This is a genomic window from Alloactinosynnema sp. L-07 (assembly GCF_900070365.1).
Taxonomy (GTDB): domain Bacteria; phylum Actinomycetota; class Actinomycetes; order Mycobacteriales; family Pseudonocardiaceae; genus Actinokineospora.
Genome location: NZ_LN850107.1, coordinates 2,032,274 through 2,047,495 on the forward strand (window position 1 = coordinate 2,032,274; position 15,222 = coordinate 2,047,495).

Annotated in this window: 16 protein-coding genes; all 16 read left to right on the forward strand. The window is 69.9% G+C overall.

All coding sequences use genetic code 11. The features are described 5' to 3' along the window. The first annotated feature begins 671 nt into the window (after window positions 1-671). Entirely contained in the window at window positions 672-1,079 is a 408-nt protein-coding gene (locus BN1701_RS09095) for a hypothetical protein (RefSeq protein ID WP_172803220.1), read from the forward strand. A 173-nt stretch (window positions 1,080-1,252) separates the two neighbouring features. Further along, window positions 1,253-1,414, forward strand: a complete 162-nt coding sequence (locus BN1701_RS35390; protein WP_157367863.1) for a hypothetical protein — start codon at window positions 1,253-1,255, stop codon at window positions 1,412-1,414. Window positions 1,415-1,715: 301 nt separating this feature from the next. Beyond that, window positions 1,716-2,780, forward strand: a complete 1,065-nt coding sequence (locus BN1701_RS09100) for a YqaJ viral recombinase family protein (RefSeq protein ID WP_054047332.1) — start codon at window positions 1,716-1,718, stop codon at window positions 2,778-2,780. Window positions 2,781-2,845: 65 nt separating this feature from the next. After that, a complete protein-coding gene (locus tag BN1701_RS09105) occupies window positions 2,846-3,961 on the forward strand; it encodes a hypothetical protein (RefSeq protein ID WP_157367864.1) in 1,116 nt (371 codons plus the stop codon). A gap of 226 nt (window positions 3,962-4,187) precedes the next feature. Next, window positions 4,188-4,598: a hypothetical protein gene (locus BN1701_RS09110; RefSeq protein WP_054047335.1), complete on the forward strand. Its 411-nt coding sequence runs from the start codon at window positions 4,188-4,190 to the stop codon at window positions 4,596-4,598. 275 nt (window positions 4,599-4,873) lie between these two features. Then, a complete protein-coding gene (locus BN1701_RS09115; RefSeq protein WP_054047337.1) occupies window positions 4,874-5,473 on the forward strand; it encodes a hypothetical protein in 600 nt (199 codons plus the stop codon). A 141-nt stretch (window positions 5,474-5,614) separates the two neighbouring features. Further along, window positions 5,615-6,091 (forward strand): hypothetical protein, encoded by a 477-nt coding sequence (locus tag BN1701_RS09120; RefSeq protein WP_054047339.1) that lies wholly within the window; start codon window positions 5,615-5,617, stop codon window positions 6,089-6,091. Between the two features lie 421 nt (window positions 6,092-6,512). Next, a complete protein-coding gene (locus tag BN1701_RS35395) occupies window positions 6,513-7,622 on the forward strand; it encodes a hypothetical protein (protein ID WP_157367865.1) in 1,110 nt (369 codons plus the stop codon). After that, window positions 7,570-7,812: a hypothetical protein gene (locus BN1701_RS09135; protein WP_157367866.1), complete on the forward strand. Its 243-nt coding sequence runs from the start codon at window positions 7,570-7,572 to the stop codon at window positions 7,810-7,812. The genes BN1701_RS35395 and BN1701_RS09135 overlap by 53 nt, the downstream gene beginning before the upstream one ends. 207 nt (window positions 7,813-8,019) lie before the next feature. Further along, entirely contained in the window at window positions 8,020-8,778 is a 759-nt protein-coding gene (locus BN1701_RS09140) for a GGDEF domain-containing protein (RefSeq protein ID WP_054047349.1), read from the forward strand. A gap of 141 nt (window positions 8,779-8,919) precedes the next feature. Further along, window positions 8,920-9,489, forward strand: coding sequence for a hypothetical protein (locus tag BN1701_RS36390; protein ID WP_172803221.1), 570 nt, complete (start codon window positions 8,920-8,922; stop codon window positions 9,487-9,489). Further along, a complete protein-coding gene (locus tag BN1701_RS09150; protein WP_054047354.1) occupies window positions 9,471-11,033 on the forward strand; it encodes an FtsK/SpoIIIE domain-containing protein in 1,563 nt (520 codons plus the stop codon). The genes BN1701_RS36390 and BN1701_RS09150 overlap by 19 nt, the downstream gene beginning before the upstream one ends. A 401-nt stretch (window positions 11,034-11,434) precedes the next feature. Beyond that, the gene (locus BN1701_RS09155) at window positions 11,435-11,677 is read left to right on the forward strand and encodes a hypothetical protein (RefSeq protein WP_054047356.1); all 243 of its coding nucleotides are present in this window, start codon (window positions 11,435-11,437) and stop codon (window positions 11,675-11,677) included. 16 nt (window positions 11,678-11,693) lie between these two features. Beyond that, a complete protein-coding gene (locus tag BN1701_RS09160; protein ID WP_054047358.1) occupies window positions 11,694-12,164 on the forward strand; it encodes a hypothetical protein in 471 nt (156 codons plus the stop codon). Between the two features lie 212 nt (window positions 12,165-12,376). Then, window positions 12,377-12,808 carry a hypothetical protein gene (locus BN1701_RS09165; RefSeq protein WP_157367868.1) on the forward strand — a complete coding sequence of 144 codons (432 nt, stop codon included), beginning with the start codon at window positions 12,377-12,379 and terminating at the stop codon, window positions 12,806-12,808. A 479-nt stretch (window positions 12,809-13,287) separates the two neighbouring features. Beyond that, window positions 13,288-15,177, forward strand: a complete 1,890-nt coding sequence (locus tag BN1701_RS09170) for a hypothetical protein (protein ID WP_054047362.1) — start codon at window positions 13,288-13,290, stop codon at window positions 15,175-15,177. Window positions 15,178-15,222: the final 45 nt, after the last annotated feature.

Here is a 15,222-nt window from a genome sequence, read left to right on the forward strand (position 1 = left end):
GCATATAGCCAGGCGATACAGCGGTGGGGTCGCGCGCTCATCGGCATGAGCGGATGCTCTGCGCGCTCCACATCATCGGATCTATGGGAGTAGCGCGGCTCGCCGTCGCTCATCGTCGGTGCGTCGACTTGCGTGGTGCAGTGAAGCACTTATCGGGCGAAAGGGGAAGTGCTTGACGCCGCCATCGCCGACGAACTCGTCGCCGGACGGATCGCCCCGGTCTTCCGGCACGTCATCGGATATGCCGCCGACGAACCGGACAGGGTCGAGAAGGACACCTCGTACACCACCAACTCCCGTGATCCCTGGTACCCGCTCGTCGAGTGGAACTGGGATCGGCGGGCATGCGACCAGTTCCTGCACGAACTGCTCCGCACCGAGCACGACCCGGACTTCCGCTGGCCGCGCAGCTGCTGCCAGTTCTGCTGCTACCAGGCTCCCACCACAGGCCGCGTCGATCTGGCTCTGCGCTGGCGCAAGGAGCCTGCGGCGGCTCTGATCTCGCTGCGGATGGAACGCAGGGCACTGGCCCTCAATCCCAAGCAGAAGTTGTTCGGCACCTACTCCGCGGCCGAGTTCGTCCAGGAGTACGGGCTTGCCGACGTGGTCGCGAGGCCGAGGCCCTCAGCCCAAACGTCGACTGTGGCTACACCGTGGTCGAAGTGCGGCGCGTGTACCGGCCGGCGTCGGTCAAGGACCCGGAGACCGGAAAGAGCGTCCGCGGCCGCGGCGGCAGGACCGTCAAGGACCCCACGAAGAAGGGCCGGGCATGGCGGTCCATGCGCCCGCATACCGTGGCCGACACCGTCGACGACGCGGTCGCCGTCCTCGAGCGACTGGCCCGGGAACACGGTGCCGCAGTCGCCTGCCACGGCGACGTCCCCCGCCTGGAGATTCGGCCGATGCCGAAGAAGGTGGCCGAGTGGCCGGTCACCACACACGCCTACGCGGTCGTGCCCGGCCCGGTGACGCCCAAGGAGCGCAAGGGCTTCGAGCAGGAATGGGTTGCCGCGCAAGCGCGGGAAGCGGCCCGCAACGGCGACGTGCCCGCGCTGACTATGTCACCCACGGCGGCATGAACCCAGGAACGACCCCGCAGCCCCAGCCGTGTTCCTGGGCGACGCGCCGGCTGCAGCGCAGCAGGCCATCGACCCCGCACAGGTCGCTGCGCGCCGCTGACGCGGACCCTGCGCGGGGTCGATGGCCTGCTCTGGACGCGCCCGTCCGCACCCGACACCACAGGGAGTTCACTGTGATCAACACCGTCCTGGCCACTGGCGCCGCTGGCATCCATCCTCTCGCCGATACCTGCGACCTCGCTCCTCTCGCTTGGACCGACGTCGCCATGTTCGCCCTGATGGTCCTCGCTGCCCTCGGCGTCATGTGGATGCTTCTCCACTACTACCGCCGCTGATCCGCAGGCCCGTGACACCGCACATAGAGAGGCCCGATCACCGCGGCCACCTCCAAGTGGCTCGGGGATGGCCTTCCGGGCGGGAGCCAGCGCGCAGCCTGACCGTCCAGCCGCGCCGCCGTCCACGACCCGGGCCGACGCCGACACGGGTGATCCGGCATGCGGCAACGCCTTCGTCACCGCGCCGACCCCGGATCACACCGGTCGGCCCAACCCAGCTCGTGGACGACGACACGCATGCCGGTCGTGTGGTGCGCGCCTCCCGACCGGGAGGCGCGACCCCGACCGAAAGCGAGCTGCCGTGGCAACCACCTCCCACGCGCCGCCGACACCTGCCACCGCCGCGCAGGCGCCCAAGCCGTCATGGCGGTGCCCTGCCGGGAAAACGGTCCTGCCGGCCAAGGCACCCCACGCGCTGTGGCTCGCGCGCCGCCGCGAGGGCCTCGGCGCCTCCGACGCGGCAACCGTCGGTGGGAGCAGTCCCTGGTCCGACCTGACGACCCTGTTTGCGGAGAAGGTGCACGGCTTCACCACGCCCGACAGCGACCGCATGCGGGTGGGCCGCGACCTGGAACCGTACGTCTTGTCCCGGTTCCGCGAGGCGACCGGGCTGCGCACGCGCCGCATCGGCATGCTCGCCAGCCGCGAGCACCCCTGGATGCTGGCCAGCCTCGACGCTCTGTCCGACGACGGTGGCCTGGTCGAGGCCAAGACCACCACCAGCAATTTCGCCTTCGAGTGGGAAGACCCCCACGGCCAGGAGTCCGTACCCGACCATTACCTGCTGCAGGTCCAGTGGCAACTCAAGGTCTCCGGCCGCTCGCACGCCTGGATCGCCTGCTTGTTCCTTGACACCCGCGAGTTCATTTACCGCCGGGTCGAGCGCGACGACGCGCTGATCGAGCTACTGGTGCAGATGGGCGCCGACTTCTGGCACCACCACGTCCTACCGCAGGTAGCGCCGCCGCTGGACCCCGGTGCCGGCTCCGTCATGCGAGCCCTGCACCCCACCGTCGATGTGCCCACCCGCGAAGGCGGCACCGCGGCCGCGGTGGCGATGCGCCGTCAGGCGCGCATCAAGGCCCAGCTCAAGGAGCTGGCAGACCAACTCGACACGGTCAACGCCGAGTTGTTCGCGATCACCGGCGACGCGGAGGTCCTGACCGTTGACGGCACGGTCGCTGCGACCTGGAAGCACACCGGCCGCTTCGACGACTACGCCTGGGCCAAGGCCACCGAACCCGAGATCGTCCGCCGCTACACGCGCACCTGTGACTACGTCGACTGGCGCGCAGTGCTGGCCGACCGGCCTAAGGACCGCCGGTTCCGCGGTCGGGTCTTTCTGCCCAAGGCCGCCTTCGTCTGACGTCGCGCCCTCACGCCCCGGCCGACCAGGGCCGGTTGACCTGCAACCCCAAGGAGAGATCCCCAGTGGATACCGCACGCCTTCAACAGCGTCTGCGAACGACCCATCAGGCCCGGCGCGGCGAACTAGTGCTCGTGGGCTCCGCCGCAGCGACCATGCCCACCGCCGACGCGCTCGACACCGCCGAGGGCTACGCGGAGCGGCTGTCCAAGTCCGTGCTGCTGCCGGGCAACTATCGCCGCCAGCCCGCCAACATCCTGTGGGCGGTCGAGTTCGGCAGGATGCTGAATATCCCTACGATGGCCGCCATCACCGGCGTGAACGTCATCGAGGGCAAGCCAACCGCCTCGGCCAGTCTCATCGGATACCTGGTGCGCCGCGCCGGCCACAGGCTCCGCATCCGCGGCGGCTCATCGTTCAACGACCCGGCCTACGCCGAAATCATCCGCACCGACGATCCAGACTTCGTGTTCCGTTCCGACTGGACGATCCACCGCGCCGTCGAGTCACAACTGGTCCGCCTCATCAACGGCAAGCCGATCGCCCGCAGCAAGGAGGGCAAGGCGTTGCCATGGGAGCGGTACACACCGGCCCTGCTCAAAGCTCGCACGCTAACCGAGGTTGCGCGTGACGCCTGCCAGGATGTCCTGTTCGGTCTGCACTACACCCCTGAGGAACTCGGTGCCGAGGTCGACCAGGACGGCATACCGACTGGCCGGATGATCGACGTCGACGATACCGCCGACTACCACTTCGACGAGGCCATGCTCGCGGACGAGGTGCTCGCCGCTGCCCGCGTGCACGCCGATGGCGCCCCCGGACAGCGCGAACGCATCGTGGTCGTCGACGCCGCCGGCGTGGACGACGAGCACGCGATCCTGGACACGACACCCTTCGACTGGGACGCCGCGATCGCCGACGCCGCTGCCAAGGGAGCCCAGGAGCTGCGGGACCTGTGGTACGTCGCGCGGACCGCCGAACCCGACAACCAGGAGCTGATCGAGCGGATCAACTCAGCCGGGGCGCAAGTGGCGCCAGAGCCACACGGCACCGACTCCGGGCCACCCAGTTCCACGGTGACCGAGCCGCTCGCACAGCAGCCGGGCGGAACAACAGCGGAGACGGCGCCCGAGCAGCCCCGATCCGCCAACGTCGCTCGCGTCGCCGCCGCGCTCGGGTGAGCACCGCGCCGCCCACAGGGCAGTTCCGCGTAGACGGGCCATCTTGAAACGCACCCCGTGCGTGGATGCGGGAACCACAGCAGACCGCTCCCGGCCAGGGCAAGGCGCTCACGCGCCGCTGGCGCGGACCCCTTGGCCTGACCGGGAGGGCCCCGCAGATCGAAGCCCCATCCACGCGCCGCCCGACCACCACCGGGCCGGCGCACCCACCACGTTGGGAGCTCCCGTGACGACCACCCTCTCCGCCCGTTCCGCCACCGCCACATGGATACCGGCGCCGGGCTACCGCGAGTTGATGACCGGCGCCTGGGCGCGACCCTCCGGCGGAGGGTACGAGATCGTCGTGCTCACCGCAGCCGACACCGAGGGCGGCATCCCCGCACTGATCAGCGGCACCGTGAGCACACTGACGATGATCTCGGCCGATAGCTGGCTCCAAGATCCGGACTTGCTGCGCGCACTGGCGGCCCGCGGTGTCCTCACGATGAGGATCGTTGGACCCGAGCACCCTGCGCTGCGCCACGTCGAACACAATGCCCGCGACCTGGGGTGCGGTGTCCGACCAGACGTGTGGGTCGCCCTTGGCCTGGAATTGGATCTGCTGGCCGACCACGACCTTGACATGCAGGCCGCGTGATGTCGGCTCCCTCGACACCCCACTCCGCGAGTACTTGTTTCCCCGAATCCACGAACCGTCGAGCACACCCTGCTCACCTTCGGCGGGTTCCACCGCGACCACGCGGGCCTGGCCGAGCGCTGGTGGCCGCCGGAGTCCAGCACGGCGCGAGGGGACACAGGCAAGGGGCGATTGCGGACCGACCGGTTTTGCGCGCCCCCTTGCCTGTCCTACGGCCCCTCGCGCCGCGCTGGGTGATGCCGGTCCACCAGCACTCGACTCAGGAGAACACGGCCGTGATCAGTCTTCTTCCCGACTCCGACAACCCCGTTACCCGCGATCGGCACGCCGCCGCCGCGCAGTACGAGAACGCGACGCGCACGAACCACTTCCACCAGATCCTCGATGCCACGCGGCTGGTCACCGCTGCTATACCCACGGCCACCGTCATTGTCGTCGACATCGAGCACCGGTGGGCCGACCCGATCGGCCCGACGCTCCAGCAGGTCCTCGACGGCAGCGGCTACGCCCTGTGGGAGCGCTACACCGACCTGTCGCCGAGCCTCGCGGCGTGGCGCACCGCCGACGGCGCCGACTGGGAGCGGGCAGTGAAGGTCGTCGACGAAGACCTGGCGGCCGCCACCCGCCTGGATGACCTCCAGGAATTGGGGTGGCGCGAACTCGTTCAGCCTGGCGACTTCCTCGTCCTTCGCCTGCCCGAGCGCGATCTGCTGACGGGGGAGTGGGTGTACCTGCCGCAATTTACCGACGCCGCGAACGAGTACCTCTGCGCTCTGCGGTCCTGCCTCCTTTGCTCCGGTGCGGGCTTGGTGGCCCGCCGAGACGAGGCAGAAGGCTCCGACACCTGCGCCTGCGTCCGCACAGCGACGTGGTGACCTCCGCGGACGATGAACCAGCTTTCGCCGGGCGCCGCTGTACCGCCAGTGCGCCGGTTCCCAGTCCCTCACCCAAATGAAGTGTTCGGTGGCCCGCGTCCGCTTTGGACTCGGGCCACCACGTGTGATCAGGAAGAAGCCATGACCGAAGTCCCGGACAAGCACTTCACCCACGTCCGATTCACCAACTTCAGCGTGCACGTCCCGACGGAGGTGTGGTGTGACAGCTTCGGGCTCTCGCCTGACGCCGTGGCATCCGATGTACGTGAGTACATCAAGAACAACCTCACGCCGAAGTGCACCGACCCGGACAAGCTATCGATCTGTGAGGCGAAGGAGCTTCCCGCGCTCGGCGCCTTCGGGTCCGGAGAGATCAAAGCCGTATGGGAGTGGCCAGAAGTTCGCAACTGTTGGAATGCCTTCTGCATTGGCGAGGACTGCGACCAGCAGCACCACCACGACTTCACCGGCTATACCTGGTTCGAGCGCCAAGGTGCGACGTGGAACAACCACAACAACGACCTCGGCCAATGGTGTCAGCACTCCGGTGAAGCCGCGCACCGCGTCGACGACCGGTGCCCGGCGATGTGCCAGGCCAGCACCCACGCCGAGGACTAGCCGCTCCCCGTGAACCGTCGACCTCGCCGCACCGTGGTTGATCGGCGGCCATGGGTGCAGAACGCATCGCATGACCGACCTTGGGTCGGCGGCCTGCAGCAGTCCCGAGACGCCAGGCCGCCCGGTTCCACGCGGGGCCTGGCGGGAGTCCCGGCGAACGGCCCGCCGGTCGCTCAGCGTAGGGCGGCCCTGGCCAATCGAAGCCGCCCCAACAGGCTCAGGGCCGCCCTGTAACGCCTCGACCGCCGGCCGTCCGGCCGGTACCAGCGTTTCCAGGAGCAGAGATGACCCATCCGTCGTCCCAAATCCATCCCACGGAGTGCACCCCGCCCGTCATGGGCTACGCGGGCCGCCGCGTGCAGTTGATCGCCCGACTCTTGTCGCCCCGCGCGCCGAAGCGCCGTTCGCCGATGCCGCGCACGTGCTCGACCACCGGGCCGCTATGCCACCCTCGGCCGACCACCCTTCCGCCGACGGGTTCTTCGGCGACGCCCGCCAGAGGTTGCTGGCGGCCGTCGCCGCCGCGCGGGAGGTGTTTCTCTCCGAGGGGGGCGGCCTGCTGGCCTACCGGTGCGGCAGCCCGCAGCGGTGGCACGTGCGTCACGCCGAATCCGGCGTCCCAGTCACCCGCTTCACCGACCGCTTGCGGCATGCCTGGTGGACCCGGCTGGCCGCCGACGTCGAGCTGAACTTCACCCCGCGGTCTGCACGCACCTACGTGGCGGCGTTGGAAGGGCCGGTCGATCCGCGCGGCACCCAGATCGACTGGACCCGCCGCGCCGAGCAGGTCTACGCCGCACTCGCCTCGTGGCAGGACCACGACGAGTACGGCGAACTACCAGACCCGGGTACGGGCAACCGGTTCGGCGGGATCAGCGGCCTGCACCTGGCGGCCGTCCTGCATAGCGTCGCCGTCGGTGACGAGCCACTGCGTGACGCCGCCCGAGGCCCACTTCGCGCGGCAGCCAACACCATCAGTCTCGGCGGCGACCAGTCGGCCAGGCGCGGGCACAGCGCCCGCGAGCTTGCCTTCCACTTGCGGCGGCTGGACTCCGACTACAACCACGGCATCCTTCGCCCTCGCCGCGACCGCGACTGGCGCACCCGCCAGGATCTGCGGGAAGACCGCACCACCGGCCAGGTCGTGACCCTGGCCAGGGTGCTGGCATTCGGCGGTCAGCCACATCAGGCGGTGACGCTACTGCGCGAACATGCCGAAACCATCACGCACACCGACGCCCGCCGCCGCGACGGCCTCCACTCCGGTGCGCTGCTGCTGGCCGCCCGAATGATCGCAGACCTCTTCTCACCCGCCCAACCTGCCGATCGAGTTCCTGCACGACCTCCGCCCAGGGCAGTTGATCGTGGAAGGAGACTGTCGTCGCGCCCCAGACGCACCGGTCGAGCACGCGTGGCGAGTGACACCGACGAGACATCGCGAGCGAACCCCTGTGGGACAGGCGAACTTCGACCTCGAGATGCACGATGCCGACGCCCAGCCCTCCACGCTGCAAGTCCGTCTCGGCACTGACGACCCGATCCGCATCCTCGACACCAGCGGTCGCGTCGCCCACAGCCTGCCCTCCTTGGGCGGCGACTGGATCCTGCTCGACCCCAGCCACCGCGATCTGCCAACACACGCCGCCGTCCTGTCCCGCGCGGCGCGCGCCGCGGACGCCTTCATGGCCGACGCCCCCGCGCCCACCCCGCCGCACGGCTGACCTCGCCACTGCGTGAACGCGACAGCCAAGCGGCGCCACCCGGTCACGTCAAGGGATGCGCACCGGCTCCGCCGTGCTGACCCGCCTCCCTTGACGTGGCCGGGATCGGGCCGCTGACCACCAGCGCGTCCACGCAGAGGCCCGGCCCGCCGGGAGCTGCTTCGTCGTGACCGCCTTGGGACGGTCACCACGCGCCCGGAGCCCCTCATGCCCCTCATCCGCCCTCGTTCGCTGGTCGCAGCGCTCGTGGCCCGCCGCCGCGACCGGCGCGCACTCGACCTCACGCAGGCCGCGCTTATCCGGCTCCTCGCCGAGAACGAGCGCCTGCGACGGGAGAACGAGCGTCTGCGCCGCGATCCGGTCACAGGGGTTCTGCTGCGGCTGGCCTGGACCGACGCCGCCAAGGAAGCGCTGCCCACCTTGCGCGATCCGGTGCTGCTTCTGCTCGATGTCAACAACCTCAAACCCGTCAACGACATCCTCGGCCACGCCGCCGGGGACGACCTCTTACGCGAGATCACCCGGCGCCTGCATGTTCTGACGGGTATGTCGGCGCTGATCGGCAGGCTTGGCGGCGACGAGTTCGCGGTGCTGCTCGATCTGCCCGACGGAAACTGGCGGCACTACCTGGAGGTGGTCGCGGGCGCCTGCGCCGTGGATGTCGGCGACCTGCGCTGCGGCGCGGCGTTCGGCGCCGTGCGCCCGGTCGACGTCGTAGCTCGCGATCCCGCCGCCGAAGCCGCGGTGCGCCACCGCGTGGACCGTCTTATGCACGCCGCGGACCTGGCGATGTACAGAGCGAAACGCCGCTGCCGCGACGAAAGGCCGACCACCTCCATAGCGTTCTACGGCCCCGAGGATCCCGCCGTGCCCGAGCGACTCGAACCAGTGATCGCGCGAGTCCGAGACCACGGTGCCCCGCTCGGCCACGCCTCGCCTTCGACGTCGGCTGCGCGCGAGCCCTGAGCGATGCGCTCACCACCGCAACGTGGACGCGCACGTTAGCAAGACCGGTCGCCCCCGTGCCAGGGAACAGAACCGGCACGGGGCGACATGTCTTGCTGCCCGTCCCCGGTCCACGTACGCGTTCGACCGGGGAGTTCCGACATGCCCACCACGCCGCCCTCCGACGACCCGCCCGGATCGAGCGCACCGGTGCCGGCCGTCCCCGCGTCCCCGCCCCACGTCGACGCTCTCGACGGCGAACTGATCAGCGCGGAGGAGTACCGCCACACCCGCCTGCAGCGGGCGCTACCCACCGCGGTGACGGCCCTGCCCGCGCGGTGGCGCCGCGCCACCGAACGTAACCCCGGCCTCCGTGCTGTCGCCGCCACCGCGGAAGCCTCCGGCAGCCTCGGCGGCGCCGTCGGCTACGGCCTGGTGGTCACCCTGCGGGCATGGTGGAAATGGGTCCGCGTCCGAGACCTCTACGACGCCGCTCAGGCCATCGACAAGCTGGCCGACCGCTACTCCGAGATCCACGGGCACCGTTCTCGCCGCCGCTGGTGGACGGTAGGCGCGGTCGGTGCGGGGGCCACCGCCCTGGTCGTCGCCGACCGCTTCTGGGGCCCCGCGGTCTGGTGGTACACCTCGGCTGCCGCAGCGGCCGCACTCGCGGGGCAGGGCGCCGCAAGAACCAGGCACCCGGTCGCCGCGGCGTGTTCCCCAGTGGCCTGAGTCTGTCGTGGACGGTCAACGGCGCCGACCTCGTCGAAGCGTTCCGCGCCGCGAAGATCATCGGGCCGAAGGAAGCGCTGACCTTCCCGTCGCGGTCCCGACGCGACGGCGCCGGTTGGGCAGTAGTGGTGGACCTCCCCGCCGGGCGCAAAGCCTCGGCCGCCATCGCCACCAGGGAAGCGCTGGCCAGCGCCCTCGGCGTCGACGAGGCCCAACTGGTGCTGGAACGCGTCCGCGGCTCCGGCGGGCACGCCGGGCGGCTGGCATGCTGGGTCGCCGACATCGACCCGCTCGCCCAGCCAGCCCTGCGCTCGCCGCTGCAGGACCTGCCCACCCTGTCGATCTGGGACGGCGTTCCCCTCGGCGCCACCGCCCGGGGCCGCAATGTCGTAGTGGCCCTGTGCTGGACCTCGTGGCTGATCGCCGGCCTACCCCGCTACGGCAAGTCCAATGTGCTCCGACTGTTCCTAATCGCCGCCTGCCTGGACCCACACACGCGCATCTACGCCGTTGACCTCAAGGACGGCGCGGACTTCACCCCGTTGGCCCCGGTCGCGCACCGGCTGCTCATCGCCTCCGCCGAAGGCACGGACACCGAGCAAACCCTCCTGCGGTTGCTTGCCCTGCTGATCGAGCTCGAGAACGAAGTCCTCGACCGCTACCGGCAGTTCAAGACCATGCCCAAGGCCGACGTCCCCGAAGGCAAGATCACCCGCGCCCTGGCCGAGGACTCCATGCCGTGGCTGGTCGCGGCCATCGACGAGTGTCAACTCGCCTGCGAGGAACTGGCAAGCGACACCAAGGCCGTGCGCGAGCTGCGTCGCATGATCGTCGACAAGCTGTCCTGGCTCGTCCGCAAAGGCCCGGCAGCCGGGGTGACAGTGCTGCTGGCCACCCAGAAGCCCGACCGCGGATCCATCCCCACCCGCCTGCGCGACAACATCTCCAGCCGCATCGCGCTGCGCCTGCCGACCCAGCAGTCCAACGACATGGCCCTGGGCACCGGCAAGGCGTCCGCCGGGGTCGACGCCACCAAATTCACCGAACGCCACCGCGGCGCCGCGTGGCTGCTCGCCGATGACCTGTCCGGCGTCGACGCCGCCGAAGGCGTCATCGTCCGAGCCGCCAAGATCGACCTCCCCGCCAGCGACGCCGCCGCCACACAGGGACGCCACCGGCGCCGCGAGTTGGGGCTCCTCACCGGTGACGCCGCCGGAACCGAACCACCTCAACCCGTCGATCCCGACCTGCTGACCGCCCTCACCGACGATCACCACGACGAGGACGCCGCCGACGAGCGGCCCGTGGTCCTGGATCTGCTCGCGGTAGTGCTCCACGACGACGAGACCGGTGTCGTCGCCACCGCAGACCTCGCCGCCCGCATCGGCTGGGACACCAAGACGTTGGGCGAGGCACTGTGGCGCTTGGCCGTTCCCGCACCGAAGCCCGCTCGACAGCGGCTCGGGGGAGCCAAACACCCGGTGTCGGTCCAGGACACCAACGCCATCAGGGCCGCGATCGCTGCCTACATACCCACAGAGTAGGTCCGCACACGCGGCGCCGTGTGCACGGCTCTGACCAGCGCCAACCATGCTTGTGCGCAGCAGTCACGTGTCGACCGCGCCGCCGAGGTCAGCACACCAGGCCTATCACCGGGCGCCGGACGAATACGCGGCGGGCGGTGAAGGTAGGCACAATCGGCTGCCCATGCGCAGGCCGACACCTACGTCCGAACCGGACATGGACATCCCATGCCACGGCAGTACCGGACCCCGCGCACTGTGACCGACCCCCGCCCATCCGACCACAGCGCGGCTTCCCGTGCGGTCACCACGTCGGCGGCCGGATGGACGGGCGCCGGTGCCTGGCGAGCGCGTCCCGGAACCACGCCGCGCTCCACATAGGACCGGCGCTGTTCCAACCCGCCATCCACCAAGGACCACCGATGACGACCGACCTCACCCCACCGGCCAAATCACCCGCCCACGCACACAACACTGAGCCGCGCGACCTCAGCGAAGCGCGTCCCGCCACGGCGCCCGACCAACTCGTCGACGAACCCGCGACGCGCAAGATCCGCGTCCGCGACTACCTGCAGACCAGCCGCCGCAGCAGCCATACCCGACAGGGCAGAGTCGCCTCCGCCCGCGTCGCTCGCGCTGTCACCACCGGCCGAATCCCACGCTGAACAGGAGGTCGAGACTATGACCACCACGATCAACGGGTCGCTGCTCTACGGTGTCGACCTCGGCGGCGGCGACCAACCCTGGCAAGTGCGACACACTGCCGCTCCCCAGCACCGTGTCCAGTCCCCTCACGAGCTGAGCTGGTACGACCCCGACAGCATCTACGACTTCCGCGACCAAGCCAATCTGCGTCTCGCATGCGCCGACCGTCCGGTCGACCACACGGCCGTCGCCGATCCTGCATCCGCCGCCGCCGCTCGCGTCGGTGCACACCTCGAGTGCTACAGCTGGGAGGTAGCACCGTCGTTCGTGCTCGCGGCGAGCATCACGACGGCGTACTACGACACCCCGGTGCAGGTCGACCTGCTCGACCTGCACGGGCGGCACCAGGCCGAGGGCTGGGACGCCAAGTTGGCTGCCGCCCTCGCGTTGCTGGGCGTCACGCACATGACAGCGCAACCTTGCTGGATGGTCACCGCGTCCGAGTGACAACGATCCCGCTGAGGGCGTTGCTCGTCGTCGCCCACGGCGGCTCGGCTCCCATGGGCCGGCGCTGGGCGCCCACAGCCAAGCGGAGCGCCGCATGGACCTCCAAGGGCCGGAGTCGCTGCGCGATCGGCTGCGCCGAGCCCTGTTCCGGCCCATGCGGCGCTCCGCCGGTGCTTCGTGGCGTCCCCACTACCAGCCCCATGGGAGCCACGATGTCCATCACCTTCTGCGCAGAGGTCCTCGACCCGTCCGCGCACGTCGTCACCTGCGGGTGCGCACAGGTCACCGCCGCCGCCGTCCGGTACGACAGCTACGCCGCAGCGGCCGAGATCGTCCGGCGACTGCGGGAGCAGGCGGGTGCGACCAAGACCGCCTACGCGGTGCTGCCCGGCTGCGAGCGCCCCGACAACTGCAGCTTCCTGGGACCCAGCACGCAGCCGATCTACGACAACGCTGGGCCCCAGCTCCAGGTTTCCTACGCCACCGCGAACCTGCTGCTCGACGCGCTCGGGTACGCCGAACTCAAGGCGGGGGAGTACAGCGGCAGCGCCGACAGCGCAGAGTTCCTCGACCGGGTCCTCATCGCCCTGGCGCTGCCCCCTGCGGACCCGGACGTTCTCATGCCCGGCCGACCCTGCGCGTAACCGCGAGCGGGCATGGCGCCGATATCCCGGAGGAGCAGGACGAGGTCCGAGAGCTCCACAAGATCGCCCTGTGGTGCCGGGACAACCAGCGCGGGATCCAGTGGGTCTGACAACGGCTCGGTGCCCGGTGGACACCGGGCACCGAGCATCCACTTTGCCCACCCGCCAGGGCGGCGCGGGTTGCGCGCCGAGCGGGTTGTGGACCGCAACGCGTGCAACAGAAGCACGCGATTCGTCGGCTTGCCGTGATGCGGGACACGCACTCTAGCGCCGCGGCCGCACCGCACCGAGGACACGCCCCCGAGCCCACACGGATCCCATCCACAGGTAGCGCGGCGTGTCCTCGCCGCGGTCTGCGGGCGGCGGCGCTGTGGCGAGTGCGTCCCGCAACGGGGCAAGCAGACAGGCCTCTCGTGTCTCGACTGCTTCGACTCTCCGGCAGTTCCACTCTGCCGGCATTCGTGAACTGGAGAAGCGCTATGACCACGACCGAACTCGCCCCCGAGATCGACATCCCTTCCGACGTCGTGTTGCCCGAGGCCTCGGACCTCGACGTGAACATGGCTGCGCTTGAGCTGGTCCTGCCGACCAGCGCCGAGGAGGTCAAGGACTTCAAGCTCCTGCACGTCGACGCGGACCAGTTGGTCATCGGCCACAACGCCCGCACCTTTCAGCCAGAGGACCTCGACCCAGACTTCGTCGACGACCTCGTCGACCGCGGCAACTACGTGCCCATCATCGCCAGGTACGACAGGTTCGGGCAGTTGGTCGTACGCGACGGGCAGGTTCGAACCCACGGTCTGCGCGAGGCCAAGCGCCGCGCACTCGCGCGGGGCGAGGACACCTGGCACCCGGCCCTGGTCCTGGCACAGGATTTCTTCATCACCGTTGAGCGGGCCGCGGAGATCGAGCGCCTGGTCGAGCAGCATGGCGCGAACTTCCTGCGTTTCGCGATGACCGAGGCCGACCACCTGCGCACCGTCCAGGGGCTGCTGGACCTGGGCGTCGAACCCGACCAGGTGGGCAAGCGCCTGCGACTCAAGGACAAGGACGCCGTAGTGCTCGTCGCGGTCGCGCAGAGCACCCATGCCGCCGAACTGGCCCAGCAGGGTGTGTTGGGGCTGTCCGACAGCGCGGTGGTCGCCGAGTTCGAGGCACACGGCGACGAGGCCGCGGCGGTCGAGGAACTGACCGAGGCCGCCCAGTCCACTCCCCGCAAGCTCCACCAGATCGCCCAGCGGCTGCGGGACGCGCGCACCGAGCGCCTGGCGCTCGAGGCAGAAGCAGCCAAGCTGGCTGCGGAGGGCGTGGCGGTCATCGACCGCCCCGACACCCTCTCCGGCCCGCAGGTCCGGCAGATCGCGGACCTGCGCCCGACGGCCAAGACCAAGCCGGGCAGCGCACTGAGCGTCAAGCGGCACTCCAAGTGCCCCGGCCACGCCGCCTACCTCACCTACCAGCAGGCGACGTACTTCAACAAGGAGGGCCGCGTCCGCGTCATCCATGTCTGCACCGACTTCCAGAGGTACAAGCACGCCGAGCGCAACGCCGAGGCAGGCAAGACGCTCGTCGAGCGCACCCTCCACTTCAGCGGAGGCGGTGTCCAGAAGGGCCCGATGACCGAGGAGCAGAAGAAGTACCGCAAGACGGTGATCGACAACGGCAAGGCGTGGGACTCGGCCACGATCAAGCGCCTGGAGGCCCTGTCGCAGTTCGCCAAGCGCCGCAGCCTGCCCCAGGGCGAGGACACCTGGCTGGAGGCGATGCGCGCCAGCAGCGGCCGCTACGCCGACGCCGCCGGCAGGGGACACCGCCTGGCACTGAAGCTGCTCGGCTGGGACGACAAGTTCGGCGGCTACGGCACCAAGAAGGCCCTCATGCAGGAGATCCTCAAGGCCAAGCCGGAACGGGCCCGCGTGATCGGCATGGTCATGGTGCTGGCCGCGGTGGAGGACGGCGTCAGCCGCCGCACGACGTGGGAGCGGCCCAGCGACGAGGAGGTCGCCCACTTCGCCAAGCTACAGACGCTCAAGCTGCAGACAGTGGAGCCTTCCGGCCTCAAAGACTGGGTGCTCTCCGACGTCGAGGCGCTGGTCCTAGACCAGTCCGAGCCGGTGGACGCGGCCCTCGCCGCCGCGGTGGTCGACGAAATCGAGGTCGAGGCCAGCCCGAACGACGAGGACGACGAGGACGACGAGGACGACCAGGACGACCAGGACGACCAGGACGACCAGGAAACCACGCCCGGCGACGAGAACCTCGACTCCGACGACGACAAGCCCGCCGACGCGCCTCTCGCGAGGGTGACCCCGATCGATGCCGATGACGTATCGGTCCAGGACGACGACCAGGTGGACCTGGCCGCCTGACCAGCCCTGGTGGGCCGCCCGGTACCGGGCGGCCCACCAGCGGTT

Bases quoted from the DNA above. Each gene is read 5' to 3' on its own strand.
- BN1701_RS36390 (WP_172803221.1), top strand. From the start codon at position 8,920: ATGCCCACCACGCCGCCCTCCGACGACCCGCCCGGATCGAGCGCACCG.
- BN1701_RS09140 (WP_054047349.1), top strand. From the start codon at position 8,020: ATGCCCCTCATCCGCCCTCGTTCGCTGGTCGCAGCGCTCGTGGCCCGC.
- BN1701_RS09120 (WP_054047339.1), top strand. From the start codon at position 5,615: ATGACCGAAGTCCCGGACAAGCACTTCACCCACGTCCGATTCACCAAC.
- BN1701_RS09135 (WP_157367866.1), top strand. From the start codon at position 7,570: ATGCACGATGCCGACGCCCAGCCCTCCACGCTGCAAGTCCGTCTCGGC.
- BN1701_RS09155 (WP_054047356.1), top strand. From the start codon at position 11,435: ATGACGACCGACCTCACCCCACCGGCCAAATCACCCGCCCACGCACAC.
- BN1701_RS09165 (WP_157367868.1), top strand. From the start codon at position 12,377: ATGTCCATCACCTTCTGCGCAGAGGTCCTCGACCCGTCCGCGCACGTC.
- BN1701_RS09170 (WP_054047362.1), top strand. From the start codon at position 13,288: ATGACCACGACCGAACTCGCCCCCGAGATCGACATCCCTTCCGACGTC.
- BN1701_RS09160 (WP_054047358.1), top strand. From the start codon at position 11,694: ATGACCACCACGATCAACGGGTCGCTGCTCTACGGTGTCGACCTCGGC.